The following is a 17,479-nucleotide window of genomic DNA, read 5'->3' as shown; positions in this document are numbered from 1 at the left end:
CCTCCTGGCGCTTGAGCGCTCGGCTCCGGGTTCGCTTAGGGAAGAATGACCACTTCTTCGGTATCACTGCCGCCGCTGCCCGAGGTGACGGTGACCGTTGCCGGTGGGGTGGGGGTGACGCCGGTGACCAGGGTCCTGGTCGCGCCGTCGCCGGTGAGCGAGCCGATGCTCGCGCCGCTGCTGGCCGTGGCGGTGAGCGTGGGCGGATTGGTCTCGTCGCTGCTGCTGGCCACCACGGTCAGTTGGCCGGAGTTCAGGCTGTACTCGGCGCGCTGGATCCGAACCAGATCCACCAGCGGTGCGCTCACAGCGGTCGGCGTGTTTTCCGGGATGGCGATGCTGTTGTCGGCATGGATGGTGACGCTGGCCGGGGTCGAAGGATTGCCCGTGGACTGGCCGTACCAGTTGCCGGTGGCGTTGGCCTCGGTCATGGCCACGGCGGCTCCCGCAGCGTCGTCATAGCGGGCCGTACCGGGTGGTGGCGGCGCCATCACGAAGACGTCCTGCTGGGCGCTGGAACCGGCTTCACCGGTGCCGCGCGAGTAGGTCGAGCGCTGGACGATGACCGGGGTCGGGCGCTGCACGTCGGAGAGCTTGCCGGAGATGGCGAACAGGTTGGTGCGCAGGTCGATGCCAGCGGGGCCCTGGATGCGCACGTAGTTGGTGTTGAACGGGCTGCCGGTGACCGGCTCGTTGATGTTCGGGTCGCCGATGAAGCGTTCGGTTGCGCTGGTTTCCGGGTTCACCTCGATGTAGGGGCCATTGACGCTGCGCAGGAACGGGCCGATGTCGCCACCCAGGGCGCCGTCATAGGTCTTCGGCGCACCAATGCCGATGTCGCGGGTCATGTTGATGGCGCGGCCACCGTCGGCGCCGAACTCGGCGGCAGTGACTTCGAAGACTTCCACGCCATAGGGGTGGGTGACGGTGTAGGTGCCGATGGCGGGGACATCCACCCGGATACGGATGCGCGCGAAGCTGATCTGATCGCCTTCCGCGGGTTCTTCAACGGCAAAGGCCGCTTCGATGGCGGCCCCGTACGACAGGTCGATGCCACTGGCTGCATCGGCGATGGCGGCGTCGGCGGTGAACCAGAAGGCTTCCGGCGGGAAGTTGGTGGGGAACACCAACGCTTGCGTGTCGTCGTAGACACCCGGCTCCGGCAACAGCGAGCACATGTAGCTGGGAGCACCTGGAGCGCCGGCTACCCGTGAACTGACCGTCTTCGACAGACAGAGGTCAAGGGTGCGGCCGTGGGTGTCCTGGTACCAGGCGGCGAAGGAACCGATGTCGGGGTTGTAGGGGCCGGGATCCACGGCGTACAGGGCTGCGGGCGCCTGGTCCGCCGCGACGATGAGGAGGATCGAGGTGGTGGCCTTGGAGAGTGTGCGTTGCATGAGCTTTCCCTCTTGCAATGTGGGCGCCTTGCTGCGGATTCGCTGTGCCACAGGCTGGCTGCCCGGCCCTCCGCAACGAGCGTGCCAGTGTTGCGAAATCGCCTCGCCAGGCCGCGCCGTTCAGGGCTTCCACTCGTGGCGAAAAAGGTCGCCGACGCTGCCGTCGAGGTGGGGGAGTCCCCCCAGAACTGGGTGAATCTGGGGGTGGTGGGGGAGTGGGGAAAAACCCGGGGAAAACCGGGGAATCCGCATGCTAGAGGGCTTTCGAGGTGCCTGGGCAAAACAGGTCTGGTTTATGCACCGCTCCAAGCGTCCAAGGCCGCCCGGTTGGCACGACGGGACGAACCCATCACGCAACGCATAGGAAGGTTTCCATGAGCGCTCTGTCGGTGATCCGGGATAGGTACGCGATCGGCAAGACCGGCGATTCCCCGCCGCCGCAGTTCAACCTGTTGCGCTGGTTCTCGCTGGTCAGCCTGGTGGTGATCGCCAGCGTGGCCATCGGCCTTGGGATCATCTCCACGCGCTTCGTAGTGACCGAGAGCATCGAGCGCGATGCGATGCTCAGCTCACAGTTCATCCAGTCCATCGCTTCGGCTGAAATCCGCCACGTGGCGCTGCCGCCGAGCATGACCATGGGCGAGTTGCTGGACGCCCGCCAGGACGGCCACCACCCGCAGAGCATGCTGGAAGCGCGGCAGCGGGCGCGCAATGAATTCCTCGATCACATCGCGATGCTGCCCGATGCCCTGCTGGCCAATATCTACGGCGCCGACCGGGTGATCGTCTGGTCCACCAACCCGGCGCTGGTGGGGAGGGACATGAGCGGCAACGACGACCTGGAGCTGGCGTTCTCTTCGCCGCAGCAGGTGGCCACCAGCTACGACGAGGTCACCGGCGGGCGCAGCGAGCAGAAATTCCTCCGCGCCCCGCGCACCCTGTTCATCGAGAACTACATCCCGCTGCTGGACGAGCAGGGCAATGTGGCGTCGGTGGTGGAAATCTACAAGGAACCCCGCGACCTGGTGCAGCGCATCCAGCGCGGCTTCGTGCTGATCTGGCTGGCCACTGCCATCGGTGGCGGGCTGATCTACTTCGGCCTGTTCTGGATCGTGCGGCGCGCCCAGGGGCTGCTGGCCCAGCAGCAGAGCCAGCTGATCGCCAACGAGACCTTCGTCGCCCTCGGCGAGATGTCTTCCGCCGTGGCCCACAGCCTGCGCAATCCGCTGGCGTCGATCCGCTCCAGCGCCGAGCTCGCCCAGGAACTGGTGGCGCCGCCGGTGCAGAAGAACATCGCCGACATCATCAGCCAGGTGGACCGCATGTCGAAGTGGGTGCGCGAGCTGCTGATCTCGGCGCGGCCGCTGTCCGGCGACGTCGAGGTGGTGGAGCCGGTGGCGGTGATCAGCGAGGCACTGCACGGTTTCGATCAGCAGATCCGTCACTCCGGCGTGCGGGTGGAGTTCCACGCCGAGGCGGCGCCGGCGGTGGTCAGCCACCGGGTGCTGCTGGCGCAGGTGCTCAACAGCCTGTTCGCCAACGCCATCGAAGCCATGCCCAACGGCGGCCTGCTGCGCATCGAGGTCAAGCCCGACAGCTCCGGCAAGCGCCTGCTGCTGGCCATCACCGATACCGGCCAGGGCATGACGCGCAAGCAGGAAACCATGGCCTTCAAGCCCTACTACACCACCAAGCAGGGCGGCCTCGGTGTCGGGCTGGTGATGGTCAAGCGGATCATGGAGCGCTTCGGCGGCAAGGTCAGCCTGACCAGCCGCGAGCGGGAAGGCACGCGCATCTGCCTGAACTTCAAGGTCGCCGGGGGGCGCAGGTAATGGAACACAGCGTATTGATTGTCGAAGACGACGAGCTGCTGGCCGGGAATATCCAGACCTACCTCGAGCGCAAGAACTTCGAGGCCCTGGTGTGCCATTCGGCCGAAGAGGCGCTGGAGCTGTTGCAGGACCAGCTGCCCGATGTGCTGCTCACCGACAATTCCCTGCCGGGCATGAGTGGCCATGAGCTGATCCGCGAAGTGAGCGCCCGCGCGCCGCAGATCAAGCCGATCATGATGACCGGCTACGGCAACATCGAAGACGCGGTGCAGGCGATGAAGGCCGGAGCCTTCCACTACCTGACCAAGCCGGTGGCCCTGGCCGAGCTCAAGATGCTGCTGGAAAAGGCCCTGGAGGCACAGCGCCTGGAACACAAGCTGGACTTCTACCACAGCCGCGCGGCGCAGGACGCCGGGCTGGCGGCGCTGATCGGCGATTCGCCGGCGATGCTGGAAGTCAAATCCATGGTGCGTCGGCTGCTGGATGCCGAGAGCCGCATGGCCGAAGCCGAGCTGCCGGCGGTACTGATCGAAGGCGAGACCGGCACCGGCAAGGAACTGATCGCCCGCGCCCTGCACTTCGACGGCGCGCGGGGCAAGGGGCCCTTCGTCGAGTTCAACTGCGCCTCGATTCCCGCGCACCTGCTGGAGGCCGAGCTCTTCGGCCACGAGAAGGGCGCCTTCACCGATGCCAAGGATCGCCGCCTGGGCCTGGTGGAGGCCGCCGACGGCGGCACCCTGTTCCTCGACGAAGTGGGCGAGATGGACCTGGTGCTCCAGGCCAAGCTGCTCAAGCTGCTGGAGGACCGCACCATTCGCCGCATCGGCTCGGTGAAGGAGCGCAAGGTCAACCTGCGCATCATCAGCGCCACCAACTGCAACCTCGAACAGATGGTGCAGCAGGGCAAATTCCGCCGGGATCTGTTCTTCCGCCTGCGCATCATCTCCATCCGCGTACCACGGCTGTATGCGCGCGGCGATGACATCCTGCTGCTGGCCCGGCATTTCCTCAAACAGCACGGCAAGCGCTACGGCAAGCCGGGGCTGCAGTTCTGCGCCGAGGCCGAGCACCTGCTGCAGAGCTACAGCTGGCCGGGGAACGTGCGCGAATTGCGCAACATGCTGGAGCAGACCGTGCTGCTGGCCCAGGGGCAACTGGTGACCGCGGCGCAGCTGCACATCTGCCCGACCCTGGTGGACGAGCCTGCCGGCCACTACCGCACCCACGGCAATGGCCAGGGCGCCGAGCCTGAGGCCGAGCGGGACATGGTCGTCAGGATGCTCGACAAGACCGACTGGAACGTCACCAAGTCCGCCCGCCTGTTGGGCCTGACGCGGGACATGCTGCGCTATCGAATCGAAAAACTGGGCCTGGTGAGGCCGGATCGCCGCCACTGATCCGCCACCAGGCAAGGTGCCCATCGGCGCCAGAGTTCCCTAGCACTCCCTCTCGCCTGTATGGGAGGTGGAGATCCTTGTGGCCGGGCTGCGATCCTGCTCGCATCGCTGCATCGTCCACCGGGGTTCGGTGCCCTCACACCGGCCCCGATTTCTTGTTCCAGGCGCCAGCCCCGCCAAGGGCTGGCGTCTTTGCTTTTGTGGGTGTGTGGCGGGAAAGCGTCGAGCCAAGCTGCTTACCGAGTTCTGCGGATGTTTCTGGTTTCTCCTTGCCGGGCGAGTCCCTTTTGCAAACGTCGGAATGCCGCCCACAAAAAGGAACCAGAACGCCTGCCCCGGCATCCGGCCTCGGCTTCGCCGGGGTGCCCCCTCCATCGTTGCGCCGGGGGCACGGCGAGAGGGGCCATCCATGGCCCCACACGCCTCTCGCGGCATCCATGCCGCTCGTCCCCATGACTCGCTGCGCACGCCATTCGGGCCAGCCTTCGGCTGTTACTTCGCTTCGCTGAGTTTTGCAACGATTTCGCTCGGCCTCCTGAAGGGGCGGAGTCGCTGCCCCACCCAATCTGCCCGGTTTCAGGCCCGTGTGGGCGTCAGGATGATTTTTCCCTCGCCGTCGCGAGTCACCCCCCTACCTTTGGGAGAGGGGCTGGGGGTGAGAGTTGTGGCAGGCCAGCACCTAGGGTGGATGACGCTCTTTTCATCCACCAGCGCGTTCCAGCCAGACTCCATCTGGTAGACGAGAAAGGCGCCGTCCTCCCTACGCAATCAATGCCGCTGAACTTTGCCCGTTCCTGCGCTTCTACCGGGATATGCATCCATCAATGCGAGGCAGCCGTCATGATCGTGAGCATCGACCTGGACCGTGGCCTGTGCAGCCTGCTGCTCAACAGCCACCTGGTTGAGTTGCCCATCCACCAGGTGGTCGTCGGCACCGACGAAGCCCTCGACGCACCGGTGATCCACTGCGTGGATGGCGACGCCGTGATCAGCGACGCCCAGGCGCGGATGCTGATCGGCGTCGGCGCCAGGGACGCGCGCAAACAGCCGCCCGGCAACTGTGGGACGAAAGGCTGAACGAAGCGACGCGGGCGCCGCTCCAATATTCATGAGCCCTGGCCTTTTCATGAGGTGCAGCATGAGTAGTGAGAGAAGAAGCGGCGTGTCCGGTCAAGAGGCGACAGTCCAGGACGACTTCCCGCGCTGGCTGATCGACCCCGATTGCATCGACCTGGAACTGGAGCGTGACCCCGACGATCCGCAGTTCGACACCACCCTGGATGACGCGGAAGCCTTCCGGCATTCCCACCGGGGGTGAACGAGAACGACTTTTAGATGTGGCGTTGTCGAAACATCTGATGGCAGAATGAAATCAAGCGACATGGACGTCACCCATTTCTCCCGGCCAGGAGCAGGCCGCCCACCCTGATGTTCTCTCCGGGATTCCCGACACAAGAGGGAAGCCGCCGAGAACCGCGGCTGTACCCATACCTCGAACGGAATTCCCTTCATGCTGCTGCGCAATGTCAGTCTGCAGACCAGGACAAGGACGGCGGGTACCTGGCGCAGTTGAGCAACCTGGGCGAGTACGCCGACGCGGTGCGCAAGCTGGCCGGCCAGACGCAGAGCGTGCTGGCCGATGCCCACAGCGTGATCGACCTGGCCATCCGCCAGATCGCCCGGCGCATGGGCAATGCGGCGGAGCGTTCGCGGGCCCTGGCCGGCAGCGGGGAAATCCAGCACGCCGTGGCCGACATGTCCGGCCGCCTGGGTGGCATGCGCGATGCCTTCGAGCACGCTCGCCAGGCCGTGGACGCCATCAACCGTTCCGCCGCCGAACTGGGCGATACCGCGCGGGCCCCGAAATCCGGGCCGGGCGTCTTCCGTACCTGATTCTCGTGCTGAGCCGCTGATTCTGTCGGGGCGAATTGATTTGCCAAGGGCCGCGCAGCGGTCCCGTAGGGTGGAAATCGCCCTTCATTTCCACCATTGGCGTCCAGCCCCGCACTGTGGTGGTGGCTAAAAAGCGTCATCCACCCCACGCACCAGCAGGATGAGGCCGATCGGGTAGGGGGCGGAGTACCGCCTTGAAAGATTGCTGAATTCAGGTCACAGGCTCATGCGATTTTCTTGGGATTATCACAAGAGTCTTCCAGCCATACAGTGAGCGCAACTCGAACAGAAAGCCCGCGCGGTGCGGGCTCCCACACAGGAGAGTTGCTATGCGTACCTGGTTCATCACTGGAGCTTCCCGTGGTTTCGGCGCCCTCATCGCAGCACAGGCCCTGGCGGCCGGTGATGCGGTAATCGCTACCGCCCGCAAGCCGGAAGACGTCGTTGCCCGCCTGGGCGACCATCCCAACCTGCTGGCCGTGCGCCTGGACGTGACCCGCGAAAGCGAGGCCCATGAGGCGGTGGCCGAGGGCATCAAGCGCTTCGGCCGCATCGATGTGCTGCTCAACAACGCCGGCTACGGCATTCTCGGTGCCGTGGAGGAAACCAGCGCGCAGGAAGTGGAGCGCATCTATGCGACCAACGTCTTCGGCCTGCTCAACGTCACCCGCGCCGTGCTGCCGCACATGCGTCGCCAGCGTTCCGGCCATGTCATCAACATCTCCTCCCTGGGCGGCTACCAGTCCTACTACGGCTGGGGTGTGTACGGCTCCACCAAGTTCGCCGTGGAAGGCATCAGCGAAGCGCTGCACCAGGAACTGGCGCCGCTGGGCGTGAAGGTCACGGTGGTGGAGCCAGGCTTCTTCCGCACCGATTTCCTCGATGAGCAATCCCTGGTGAAGACCGCCCTGGAGCTGGCGGACTACGACGAAACCGTGGGCGCCATGCGCCGCTTCGCCGAGGGCGCCAACCATGCCCAGCCGGGTGATCCGAGCAAGTTCGCCGGTGCCATCCTGACGCTGGTGAACGCCACCAACCCGCCGCAGCGCCTCGCCCTGGGCAGTGACGCGGTGCAGCGAATCGCCGACAAGCACTGTCTGGTGGAAGGCGAAGTGGCGGCCTGGAAAGCGCTGTCCCTGTCCACTGACATCGAGGCCTGATACGCGCCATTCCGCAAGAAAGACGAAGCCCCTGGAGATTCTTCGGTCTTCAGGGGCTTCGTTCATTTCCCCAGCGGGGCATCGGTGGGAGGCGCGTTGTGATCGGTACGCATGGATGAGTTGAGGCGCCTTCAGGAGGCTGCGCCAGCGTGCCAACTCACGGCGAAAAATTGCCCGTTCGTCGGGTCAGAAGGGCCGATGGCCGCTTGTCCCGGCAACTCAACGTGACGTCTGGAGCTGCTGGCAATCTGCCCCGCCTCCCCCTATACAACAAGGGCAATCCGTTCGCGCGACCCCGCACGACGAATCAACCTGTCAGGGGGGCGAAAAATGTAAATGCAATCCCGCACTCAACCGATACGCGTGATGCTGATCGATTGTCGTCCCCTCGTCCTGATGGGCCTCCACGACTTGATCAATGCCAGAAAGCCACGGATGGAAGTGTGCGGCCAGGCCAGTACCTATGCCCATGCGCTGGATCGTGCCGATCAGCTGCGCCCGAATGTCATTTTCTTCAGCTTCTTCCCGGATGCCCTTGATCCGCTGGACGTCATCTCGCTGCTCGCCCGCAGACACGAGATGAAGGTGCTGCTGCTCAAGGGGCTGTACGAGGCAGTTCCCGTTGCCCGTGCGATAGACGCCGGTGCCCGTGGCGTCGTGCTGGCGGAGGACCCGACGGAGTCGATCATCCGCGCCATCATCAAGGTTCACCACCGCGATATCGGGCTGGACCGGGCCTGGGCCGGTGGGCTATCCAACTATTCCGCGGCCGGACAGGTACGCGTGAATGCAGACCCGGAACGTGCGCGGTACTCGCAGTTGACCCTGCGCGAAAGGGAGCTGATTCGCGCCATCGTGGGCGACCCGTCCGCCAAGTACATGTGCATCGCCGCGCGCCTGGGCATCAGCGAGCACACGGTGCATAACCATCTCAGCAGCATCTATCACAAGCTGAACCTCATCAATCGCGTCGACCTGCTGATGTACGCGCTGAAGCACGGGCTCGCCAGCGGTGGCGAGCCGCCGGATTCCACCTGGGTGGAAATGGACTGAGCCTTCCGATCCGACCTCCGCAATGAAAATGACCTGGCTCCCCTTGGGGGGCCAGGTCGTTCACTCTTGGCGGTCCTCAGACGATGGTGGATGGGCCGCGCGGGGATCTGCAAAAAAAACGGGGGTGGCGTTCATGCCACCCCCGCTTCCGCTGACACAGGTGATGTGTCACGCGCTGCCGAAGAAGATGTCGGTGTTCAGGAGGTCGACTCCGACCACGGTGATGGTCGTTGTCTGTGCGCCTGACTCGTCGATCGTCACGATGCTGTTTGCGCCGGTGTTGTCGATCGATTGGACAACCGCGCCCGCATCGCCAATGAGCACCAGCTTGTCCCGCAGACCCGGCGCCACATCGAAGCCGTTGACCTGGTACAGGTTCTCGGCGGCCGACAGATCGATGTTGAAGGCATCCTGCTCACCGCTCGTTCCATCCAACCTGTAGTCGAAGAGCTGGTCGTTCGGGTCGTTCGCAAACAGATTGGCGTCGAACGTACTCGTCGCCGTGTCCCCATCCTTGTCCGTCAGCGTTGCGTTGAAGGCCAACTGGATATCGTTGGCCATGTTCTCGACCTGCTTGATGAACTGGATCACCGGCACCTTGATCACGCCCAGGCCCATCGTGAGCTGAACCGCGTCGATCATCTTCGCGCCATCCCACTGGACGAGGAAAGACTTCTGGTTCCCTGCCTCGGAGGCCAGGTCCGCGGCAAGAACCTTCGTCTGCGCCGAACTCGTGCCGTCCTCGAAGAAGACCCTGTAGTACAGCTCTTCGGTTGCCGGGTTGTAACCCTGCAGCGTGTTGTCGATGAACACCTTCATGGCCGTCAGCAAGGTCTCGGGATTGATGACGAAACTCTCGTCGCCGCTATTGATGCCGGCCGTCCCGTTTCCATCCAGGTTGTTGTTGCCGACGCCGATGCCGGATGTGCTGACGTTCATGTCCGCCGTGCCGAGGAACGAGAACCCGCCACCTTCTATCTGCGCTTCCGTGAGGTCGGGCGCTCCCTGCACGATGGCGCTCAATATCTGGGCTGCGGTCGTGCCCGCATTTACGCCGAAGAACACGATCTCCTCGGATGGTGAAGGAACGGTCGGCGGGTCCTGCTCGGGAATCAGCAATGTGCGGACAGGGTCGGGGCCGCCGGCATCGAGCGAGCCGTCGGCACTGCTGAGGACGATCGTCGAACTGAAGCCTTGCACCAGATCCAATGCATAGGTGCCATTGGCGAAGGCAGTCAAGGTGTAGTCGATGGTGGTATCGGCCGTTGTCGCGTTGTTGTCGAAATCGCCGGTCAGGCTACCTGCGAAGTGGTACGCGCCATTGGCATCCGGTGAGGGCGATTGCTCGTTGAGCGTGCCGGTCCCGGTGGTGGTCGTGTTGTCAGGCCTGACAAGGGTGAACTGACCATTGACCAACGAGATATCCAGACCCGCTGCACCCAGCCCGTCGGCTCCGGCCGCCATGCTCCAGTTCCCGTACTGGGGAAGGATGGTACCGGTCCCGATCAGGTTGCCGAATGCGAGCGTCGGCGTGTCGTCGTCGACGGTGATGACCAGCTTCTCGGGCGCGGCTGTCACCGTGTCGCCATCGGCGTCAGTGGCCTGCAGCAGCGAACCGAGGTTGAGGGTGATGTCGTTTTCGTCGTTACCGGCGGCATGGTCCAGGGCCTTGAGCAGCGTGAAGCCGTAGGCGCCCGCAGCGGTCAGGCTGAAGGTGAAGACAGCGACCGCGCCGGCCGAGGCGGTCAGCGTGTTGCCGACGACGCTGTAGGTCACCGCCACGCCGCCCGAAGTCAGCGTCTGTGGAAGGCCGCTGGTATTGCTGGACAGGGAGTAGCTCAGTGGCGCATCGGCACCGGACTGGAAGATGCCAGTGACGCTGCCGCTGGCGGTGGTGGCCGCGCCGGCCACGTCGCCGGTGCCGCCGGCGATCCCTCCGGCCAGGCCGTCCTCATCGACGGTGCCGCTTGCGGCGGCGCCGGTCGCCGTCGGGGTGTCGTCGTCGACGGTGATGACCAACTTCTCGGGGGCAGCCGTCACCGTGTCGCCATCGGCGTCGGTGGCCTGCAGCAGGGAACCGAGGTTGAGGGTGATGTCGTTCTCGTCATTGCCCGCTGCGTGATCCAGGGCCTTGAGCAGCGTGAAGCTGTAGGCCCCCGCCGCAGTCAGGCTGAAGGTGAACACGTCGACCGCGCCAGCCGAGGCGGTGAGCGTGTTGCCGACGACGCTGTAGGTCACCGCCACGCCGCCCGAGGTCAGCGCCGGCAAGCCGCTGGTGTCGCTGGACAGGGCATAGCTCAGCGGCGCATCGGCGCCGGACTGGAAGATGCCAGTGACGCTGCCGCTGGCGGTGGTGGCCGCGCCGGCCACGTCGCCGGTGCCGCCGGCGATCCCTCCGGCCAGGCCGTCCTCATCGACGGTGCCGCTTGCGGCGGCGCCGGTCGCGGTCGGGGTGTCGTCGTCGACGGTGATGACCAACTTCTCGGGGGCAGCCGTCACAGTGTCGCCATCGGCGTCGGTGGCCCGGAGCAGGGAACCGAGGTTGAGGGTGATGTCGTTCTCGTCGTTACCGGCGGCATGGTCCAGGGCCTTGAGCAGCGTGAAGCTGTAGGCGCCCGCTGCGGTCAGGCTGAAGGTGAACACGTCGACCGCGCCGGCCGAGGCGGTCAGCGTGTTGCCGACGACGCTGTAGGTCACCGCCACGCCGCCCGAGGTCAGCGCCGGCAAGCCGCTGGTGTCGCTGGACAGGGCATAGCTCAGCGGCGCATCGGCGCCGGACTGGAAGATACCGGTGACGCTGCCGCTGGCGGTGGTGGCCGCGCCGGCCACGTCGCCGATGCCTCCGGCGATCCCTCCGGCCAGGCCGTCCTCATCGACGGTGCCGCTTGCGGCGGCGCCAGTCGCGGTCGGGGTGTCGTCGTCGACGGTGATGACCAGCTTCTCGGGCGCGGCTGTCACCGTGTCGCCATCGGCGTCGGTGGCCCGGAGCAGGGAACCGAGGTTGAGGGTGATGTCGTTCTCGTCGTTACCGGCGGCATGGTCCAGGGCCTTGAGCAGCGTAAAGCTGTAGGCGCCCGCTGCGGTCAGGCTGAAGGTGAAGACAGCGACCGCGCCGGCCGAGGCGGTGAGCGTGTTGCCGACGACGCTGTAGGTCACCGCCACGCCGCCCGAAGTCAGCGTCTGTGGAAGGCCGCTGGTATTGCTGGACAGGGAGTAGCTTAGTGGCGCATCGGCACCGGACTGGAAGATGCCAGTGACGCTGCCGCTGGCGGTGGTGGCCGCGCCGGCCACGTCGCCGGTGCCGCCGGCGATCCCTCCGGCCAGGCCGTCCTCATCGACGGTGCCGCTTGCGGCGGCGCCGGTCGCCGTCGGGGTGTCGTCGTCGACGGTGATGACCAGCTTCTCGGGCGCGGCAGTCACCGTGTCGCCGTCGGCGTCGGTGGCCCGTAGCAGGGAACCGAGGTTGAGGGTGATGTCGTTTTCGTCATTGCCCGCTGCGTGATCCAGTGGCTTGAGCAGCGTGAAGCTGTAGGCCCCCGCCGCAGTCAGGCTGAAGGTGAACACGTCGACTGCGCCAGCCGAGGCGGTCAGCGTGTTGCCGACGACGCTGTAGGTCACCGCCACGCCGCCCGAGGTCAGCGCCGGCAAGCCGCTGGTGTCGCTGGACAGGGCATAGCTCAGTGGCGCATCGGCACCGGACTGGAAGATACCGGTGACGCTGCCGCTGGCGGTGGTGGCCGCGCCGGCCACGTCGCCGGTGCCGCCGGCGATCCCTCCGGCCAGGCCGTCCTCATCGACGGTGCCGCTTGCGGCGGCGCCAGTCGCGGTCGGGGTGTCGTCGTCAACGGTGATGACCAGCTTCTCGGGGGCGGCCGTCACCGTGTCGCCATCGGCGTCAGTGGCCCGGAGCAGGGAACCGAGGTTGAGGGTGATGTCGTTCTCGTCGTTACCGGCGGCATGGTCCAGGGCCTTGAGCAGCGTGAAGCTGTAGCCGCCCGCTGCGGTCAGGCTGAAGGTGAACACGTCGACCGCGCCGGCCGAGGCGGTCAGCGTGTTGCCGACGACGCTGTAGGTCACCGCCACGCCGCCCGAGGTCAGCGCCGGCAAGCCGCTGGTGTCGCTGGACAGGGCATAGCTCAGCGGCGCATCGGCGCCGGACTGGAAGATACCGGTGACGCTGCCGCTGGCGGTGGTGGCCGCGCCGGCCACGTCGCCGATGCCTCCGGCGATCCCTCCGGCCAGGCCGTCCTCATCGACGGTGCCGCTTGCGGCGGCGCCGGTCGCGGTCGGGGTGTCGTCGTCGACGGTGATGACCAGCTTCTCGGGGGCAGCCGTCACCGTGTCGCCATCGGCGTCGGTGGCCCGGAGCAGGGAACCGAGGTTGAGGGTGATGTCGTTCTCGTCGTTACCGGCGGCATGGTCCAGGGCCTTGAGCAGTGTGAAGCTGTAGGCGCCCGCCGCAGTCAGGCTGAAGGTGAACACGTCGACTGCGCCGGCCGAGGCGGTGAGCGTGTTGCCGACGACGCTGTAGGTCACCGCCACGCCGCCCGAGGTCAGCGCCGGCAAGCCGCTGGTGTCGCTGGACAGGGAGTAGCTCAGCGGCGCATCGGCGCCGGACTGGAAGATACCGGTGACGCTGCCGCTGGCGGTGGTGGCCACGCCGGCCACGTCGCCGGTGCCGCCGGCGATCCCTCCGGCCAGGCCGTCCTCGTCGACGGTTCCTGCCACGGCGGTGCCGTTCGCTGACGGCCCGTCGTCCTCGAAGACCAGCTTGGAGCCGATTTCGGCGGTGGCAGTAGAGACGTGGGTCAGCTTGAAGCCGCCGATATCGAAATCGGCGTGGTTAGTGCCCTTGGCGTCGAGGGCCGCGCCGTTCTCGACGAGCACGCGGTTGTGATCCGTCGTTGTGGTGTATTCGATCCTGTAGCCGGCCTTGACGCCGGTGATCGTTGCAACCCCCGCAGCCGTGAAGGTGATGACAATGCCCGGATCATTCACAGAGCCGTTCGAGTTCTCGATCACCTGCCCGGTGCTGATGTTGATGACTCGAACATTGGTGATTGCAACCGACGTATCGTCCGCATAGCCGTTGATGAAGTTCACACCAGGTTCGGCTGCCGTGGTGAATGCGCTGATTTTTACCTGGGCAGTCTTGCCGCTTTGCAATTGCACGACGTCGAAGCTGGCCGACCGCGCATTGAAGACGGCGGTAAAGTCGATGTTGGATTCGAGATCGGCTTCGTTCTGATCCAGGTTGGGAATGGTCAGGTCCTGCCTGGCGCCGGTGACGAACGTAAAGCGGATGCCCTCCTGTTCCGTGATCATCTGATTGTTGGTGCCGAAGGTGGTCGGGCCACCCGCCTGGCTGGTATTGATCGTGTCGCCAGTCGTAATGTTGGCGCCCGCTGACTGGTCAGCGGGGTTCTTGCCGGTGGCGATGATGGTGGGGTCCGTGATCCGGCCATCGACAACGGTGGGGGTCGCCGTGGTGAACATCAGGAACAGGTTCTGACCGGAGGGTGCATTGGCCAGGCTGAACACCAGGTCCTCACTGGTACCAATGAAAACCTTGTTCGCCAGATTGAGGGCATCGTCGGGATTGGTGGTGTCCGGGTGCTTGAGCGGTTGGTATTCCACGGTCCAGATCTTGCCGCCCGAGACCGGTGATCCGGTTTCTTCGATATAGGCAGCGAACACGATCGCGCCGGTTGGGCCGCCGGCCCGGCCCAGCAGGATGTTGTTGTTGCTCGTATCGGTATAGAGAAAGATGCTGGTGCCATCGAGCGTATCCAGTCCGCTGTCCAGCCCATTGAGTGCTGCACCAGAACTGTCGACGAAGCTGACATCGGTAATGCTTGCGCCGGGCGCCGCGCTGATGGTGAACGCATTGCTGCCCGTGTTGCCCGCGGCACCGGTATACCCACTCAAGGCCGCATTCGTTGCGGTGCCGGCCAGGAGTTCTGTCAAACGGTTGGAGAAGAGCGAGGGCAGGGCCGTCAACAGAATTTCGGTGTCGTTCGCGTCTTCAAAAGCGCTTGGCGTAGCGGTGAAGTTCTGCAACCCCGCCGTCTCATCAAGAACTGTAAGGCTGCCCGTCGTCGTAATAGCCATGGCTTTCTCCTGAGCAGTGGTGGTCATCGAGGCCTGACCGTTGACCCTTTTTTTGCAACCGATCATCACTATGAGGAACAGCCGGGGGCGCGCGCATCGACCGATACTCCCAGGCGGCATGGGAGTTTCGGACTACTCGGGAGGAGAAGAGGGGGCAAGTGTTGCGATGGTGAGAAAACGGGCGATCTCAGCCAGGACGTGCCCGGTCAGAGGCGGGTCAGTAGTGAATGAGCCACGCCTGGTACAGCTGATACAGGATCGCCAGCGCCAACCCCAGCAGGATCAGCTCGCGGAACACCTTCAGCGTCAGCACCCAGTAGACCGCAACCGCGGCCATGACACCGAGGATCAGGCTGTGCATCTGTTCCCAGTGCCTGGTGTAGGTGACCGCCAGGTAGCCAGCCCCGAGGGACGCCGTTACCTGCAGGAGCGTCATGAACAACAGCCCACCGGAAGACGGCTTCGGCGGACAGTCGTACACCCGCCCCAGGCCTCGGCAGTAGCGGCACTCGACAGTGCGGCCGTCCTTCTTGATGGCGCGGCTGCCATGACATACGGGGCATTGTTGCCAAGCCATAACTCGCCTTGCCACTTGTCTGGGACTACCAATGGGTAACGGTAGATCGGCCGGCGAAAATTGGCATTTCCATTTGTATGTATAAGTTCGCCGTTCGGAGGTGGGGGCTTCGAAGTCAGGCCGGGGCTGGTGTTTGGGCCGAGGCGACCCGGCCTCGGTTGTTGAATCGGAGCGTGCCCTGGAAACCAACGGAGTGATCTGGACCGCGCGCGCATCGCCGGTGGTGCGAAGCGCGTCATGCGGTCTCCCGGACCGATCATGTGACATTTGTAGTGTCATTGTGTTGCATGCTGACACAAAACATGTCATTCATATGCACAGCTCAAGCAATCGACCCGGCCAACCTTTCCAGGTCGGGCCCCCCTACTCACAAGGTTCGCAAGGATGTGGCGCCGTCTGACGCCACGCTTGAGCCAACGCTGTCCTCGAAAAGCGCTACTCAGGGCGTTTTTCAGGCTTCGATCCCCAAACGCCCCCTCAAGGAGTCAACAAGATGAACAAGATCGTACTTCTAGGCACCCTGGCGCTGGCCGCCTTCAGCACCCTGGCCCAAGCCGGCGAGGACACCCTGCGCATCGGTATCGAAGCGGCCTACCCGCCCTTCGGCTTCAAGACCACGGAAGGCAACATCAGCGGCTTCGACTACGACATCGGCAATGCCCTGTGCGCCGAAATGAAGATCAAGTGTGAATGGGTCGAGCAGGAGTTCGATGGGCTGATCCCGTCGTTGAAGGTGCGCAAGGTCGATGCGGTGCTGTCTTCGATGTCGATTACCGAAGACCGCCTGAAATCCGTGGATTTCAGCAAAAAGTACTACCACACCCCAGGCAAGCTGGCGATGAAGGCCGGCTCCGTGATCAATGATCCGCTGGTCGACCTCAAAGGCAAGAAGGTCGGTGTGCAGCGCGCCTCGACCTACGACCGCTACGCGACCGATCGATTTGAATCGGCGGGCATCGAAGTGGTGCGTTACGCCTCGCAGAACGAGGCCTTCCTCGATCTTGCCGCCGGGCGTCTGGACGCCACCCTGGCCGACATCATCAATATCGACGAAGGCTTTATCAAAACGCCGACGGGCAAGGGGTTTGCCCTGGTTGGTCCGGACTTCAGCGACCCCAACTACTTCGGCAAAGGGGCCGGGATTGCCTTTCGCAAAGGCGATAGCGCGAACGTCGCGCGCTTCAATGCCGCCATCGATGCCATCCGTGCCAACGGCAAGTACCAGCAGGTGCAAGCCAAGTACTTCGCGTTCGACATCTACGGCGAGTGACGCCGGCGCCTCTTTGACAGAGGCGCTCTTTCTCGACTTTCCGCGCATCGTCCAGCGCATCGTCCAGCGCATCGCATGAGGACTCTGATCATGCTCCACGGCTACGGCCCGACCATTCTCGATGGTGCCTGGCTGACCCTGGGCCTGGCCCTGACGTCCATGGCCCTGGCGATTGTCCTGGGCCTTGTCGGGGCGGCGTGTCGGCTGTCTCCGCTGAAGTGGCTGGCGCTGCTTGGCGAAAGCTACGCCACGCTGGTTCGTGGTCTCCCTGATCTGGTGCTGATCCTGCTGATCTTCTATGGCGGCCAGGACCTGGTGAACCGGGTGGCACCCTTGTTCGGTCACCCCGGGTACATCGACATCAATCCCTTTGTCGCCGGTGTCTGCACCCTCGGCTTCATCTTCGGGGCGTACCTGTCCGAAACTTTCCGTGGCGCCTTCATGGCGATTCCGAAGGGGCAGGGCGAGGCGGGCCTGGCTCACGGCATGAGCGGGGCCAAGGTGTTCTTCCGCATCCTGGTGCCGCAGATGATCCGCCTGGCGATTCCCGGTTTCACCAACAACTGGCTGGTGCTGACCAAATCCACCGCACTGATTTCGGTGATCGGCCTGCAGGACATGATGTTCAAGGCCAAGAATGCAGCGGATGCGACCCATGAGCCCTTTACGTTCTTCCTGACCGTGGCGGGGCTTTACCTGGTGCTGACCAGTCTGTCCCTGCTGACGCTGCGCTACCTGGAAAGGCATTTCTCGGTCGGCACAAGAGCCGCCCTTCTGTGAGTACAGGTG

12 protein-coding genes are annotated in these 17,479 nt (G+C 64.6%); 9 read left to right on the top strand and 3 right to left on the bottom strand.

Annotation, left to right across the window (positions count from 1 at the left end):
* Positions 1-35: 35 nt before the first annotated feature.
* A complete protein-coding gene (locus FXN65_RS24250; RefSeq protein ID WP_151137194.1) occupies positions 36-1,397 on the bottom strand; it encodes a hypothetical protein in 1,362 nt (453 codons plus the stop codon).
* Positions 1,398-1,771: 374 nt separating this feature from the next.
* Here FXN65_RS24250 and FXN65_RS24245 point away from each other — a divergent pair, with 374 nt between their 5' ends.
* From FXN65_RS24245 to FXN65_RS24215, 7 genes are all read left to right on the top strand, one after another.
* A complete protein-coding gene (locus FXN65_RS24245; RefSeq protein WP_151137192.1) occupies positions 1,772-3,229 on the top strand; it encodes a sensor histidine kinase in 1,458 nt (485 codons plus the stop codon).
* Complete coding sequence (locus FXN65_RS24240) at positions 3,229-4,626, top strand: sigma-54-dependent transcriptional regulator (protein ID WP_151137189.1); 1,398 nt, start codon at positions 3,229-3,231, stop codon at positions 4,624-4,626. Before FXN65_RS24245 ends, FXN65_RS24240 begins: the two co-directional genes overlap by 1 nt.
* Before the next feature lie 840 nt (positions 4,627-5,466).
* Positions 5,467-5,703 carry a DUF3203 family protein gene (locus tag FXN65_RS24230; protein ID WP_178119391.1) on the top strand — a complete coding sequence of 79 codons (237 nt, stop codon included), beginning with the start codon at positions 5,467-5,469 and terminating at the stop codon, positions 5,701-5,703.
* A gap of 85 nt (positions 5,704-5,788) precedes the next feature.
* Positions 5,789-5,944, top strand: coding sequence for a hypothetical protein (locus tag FXN65_RS28060; protein ID WP_178119390.1), 156 nt, complete (start codon positions 5,789-5,791; stop codon positions 5,942-5,944).
* A gap of 251 nt (positions 5,945-6,195) precedes the next feature.
* Entirely contained in the window at positions 6,196-6,519 is a 324-nt protein-coding gene (locus FXN65_RS24225) for a hypothetical protein (RefSeq protein ID WP_226282718.1), read from the top strand.
* A 329-nt stretch (positions 6,520-6,848) separates the two neighbouring features.
* Entirely contained in the window at positions 6,849-7,679 is an 831-nt protein-coding gene (locus FXN65_RS24220) for an oxidoreductase (RefSeq protein ID WP_151137183.1), read from the top strand.
* A gap of 336 nt (positions 7,680-8,015) precedes the next feature.
* A complete protein-coding gene (locus FXN65_RS24215) occupies positions 8,016-8,732 on the top strand; it encodes a response regulator transcription factor (protein WP_151137181.1) in 717 nt (238 codons plus the stop codon).
* A gap of 168 nt (positions 8,733-8,900) precedes the next feature.
* Here the strand turns inward: FXN65_RS24215 and FXN65_RS24210 are convergent, their stop codons facing one another.
* Entirely contained in the window at positions 8,901-14,843 is a 5,943-nt protein-coding gene (locus FXN65_RS24210; protein ID WP_244620694.1) for a beta strand repeat-containing protein, read from the bottom strand.
* A 217-nt stretch (positions 14,844-15,060) separates the two neighbouring features.
* The gene (locus tag FXN65_RS24205) at positions 15,061-15,420 is read right to left on the bottom strand and encodes a DnaJ-like cysteine-rich domain-containing protein (protein WP_151137177.1); all 360 of its coding nucleotides are present in this window, start codon (positions 15,418-15,420) and stop codon (positions 15,061-15,063) included.
* Positions 15,421-15,913: 493 nt separating this feature from the next.
* Between FXN65_RS24205 and FXN65_RS24200 the strand changes: the two genes are divergently transcribed.
* Together FXN65_RS24200 and FXN65_RS24195 are read left to right on the top strand one after the other, a co-directional pair.
* The gene (locus FXN65_RS24200; protein WP_151137175.1) at positions 15,914-16,690 is read left to right on the top strand and encodes an ABC transporter substrate-binding protein; all 777 of its coding nucleotides are present in this window, start codon (positions 15,914-15,916) and stop codon (positions 16,688-16,690) included.
* Between the two features lie 90 nt (positions 16,691-16,780).
* Positions 16,781-17,470 (top strand): ABC transporter permease, encoded by a 690-nt coding sequence (locus tag FXN65_RS24195; protein ID WP_151138937.1) that lies wholly within the window; start codon positions 16,781-16,783, stop codon positions 17,468-17,470.
* Positions 17,471-17,479 lie beyond the last annotated feature (9 nt).

Source organism: Pseudomonas lalkuanensis (genome assembly GCF_008807375.1).
Lineage (GTDB): Bacteria > Pseudomonadota > Gammaproteobacteria > Pseudomonadales > Pseudomonadaceae > Metapseudomonas > Metapseudomonas lalkuanensis.
This window is presented reverse-complemented; position numbering and strand designations above follow the sequence as displayed.

Coding starts and splice junctions, on each gene's coding strand:
- FXN65_RS24220 (WP_151137183.1), top strand. CDS start 6,849: ATGCGTACCTGGTTCATCACTGGAGCTTCCCGTGGTTTCGGCGCCCTC.
- FXN65_RS24195 (WP_151138937.1), top strand. CDS start 16,781: ATGCTCCACGGCTACGGCCCGACCATTCTCGATGGTGCCTGGCTGACC.
- FXN65_RS24250 (WP_151137194.1), bottom strand. CDS start 1,397: ATGCAACGCACACTCTCCAAGGCCACCACCTCGATCCTCCTCATCGTC.
- FXN65_RS24230 (WP_178119391.1), top strand. CDS start 5,467: ATGATCGTGAGCATCGACCTGGACCGTGGCCTGTGCAGCCTGCTGCTC.
- FXN65_RS24245 (WP_151137192.1), top strand. CDS start 1,772: ATGAGCGCTCTGTCGGTGATCCGGGATAGGTACGCGATCGGCAAGACC.
- FXN65_RS24215 (WP_151137181.1), top strand. CDS start 8,016: ATGCAATCCCGCACTCAACCGATACGCGTGATGCTGATCGATTGTCGT.
- FXN65_RS24210 (WP_244620694.1), bottom strand. CDS start 14,843: ATGGCTATTACGACGACGGGCAGCCTTACAGTTCTTGATGAGACGGCG.
- FXN65_RS24240 (WP_151137189.1), top strand. CDS start 3,229: ATGGAACACAGCGTATTGATTGTCGAAGACGACGAGCTGCTGGCCGGG.
- FXN65_RS24200 (WP_151137175.1), top strand. CDS start 15,914: ATGAACAAGATCGTACTTCTAGGCACCCTGGCGCTGGCCGCCTTCAGC.
- FXN65_RS24205 (WP_151137177.1), bottom strand. CDS start 15,420: ATGGCTTGGCAACAATGCCCCGTATGTCATGGCAGCCGCGCCATCAAG.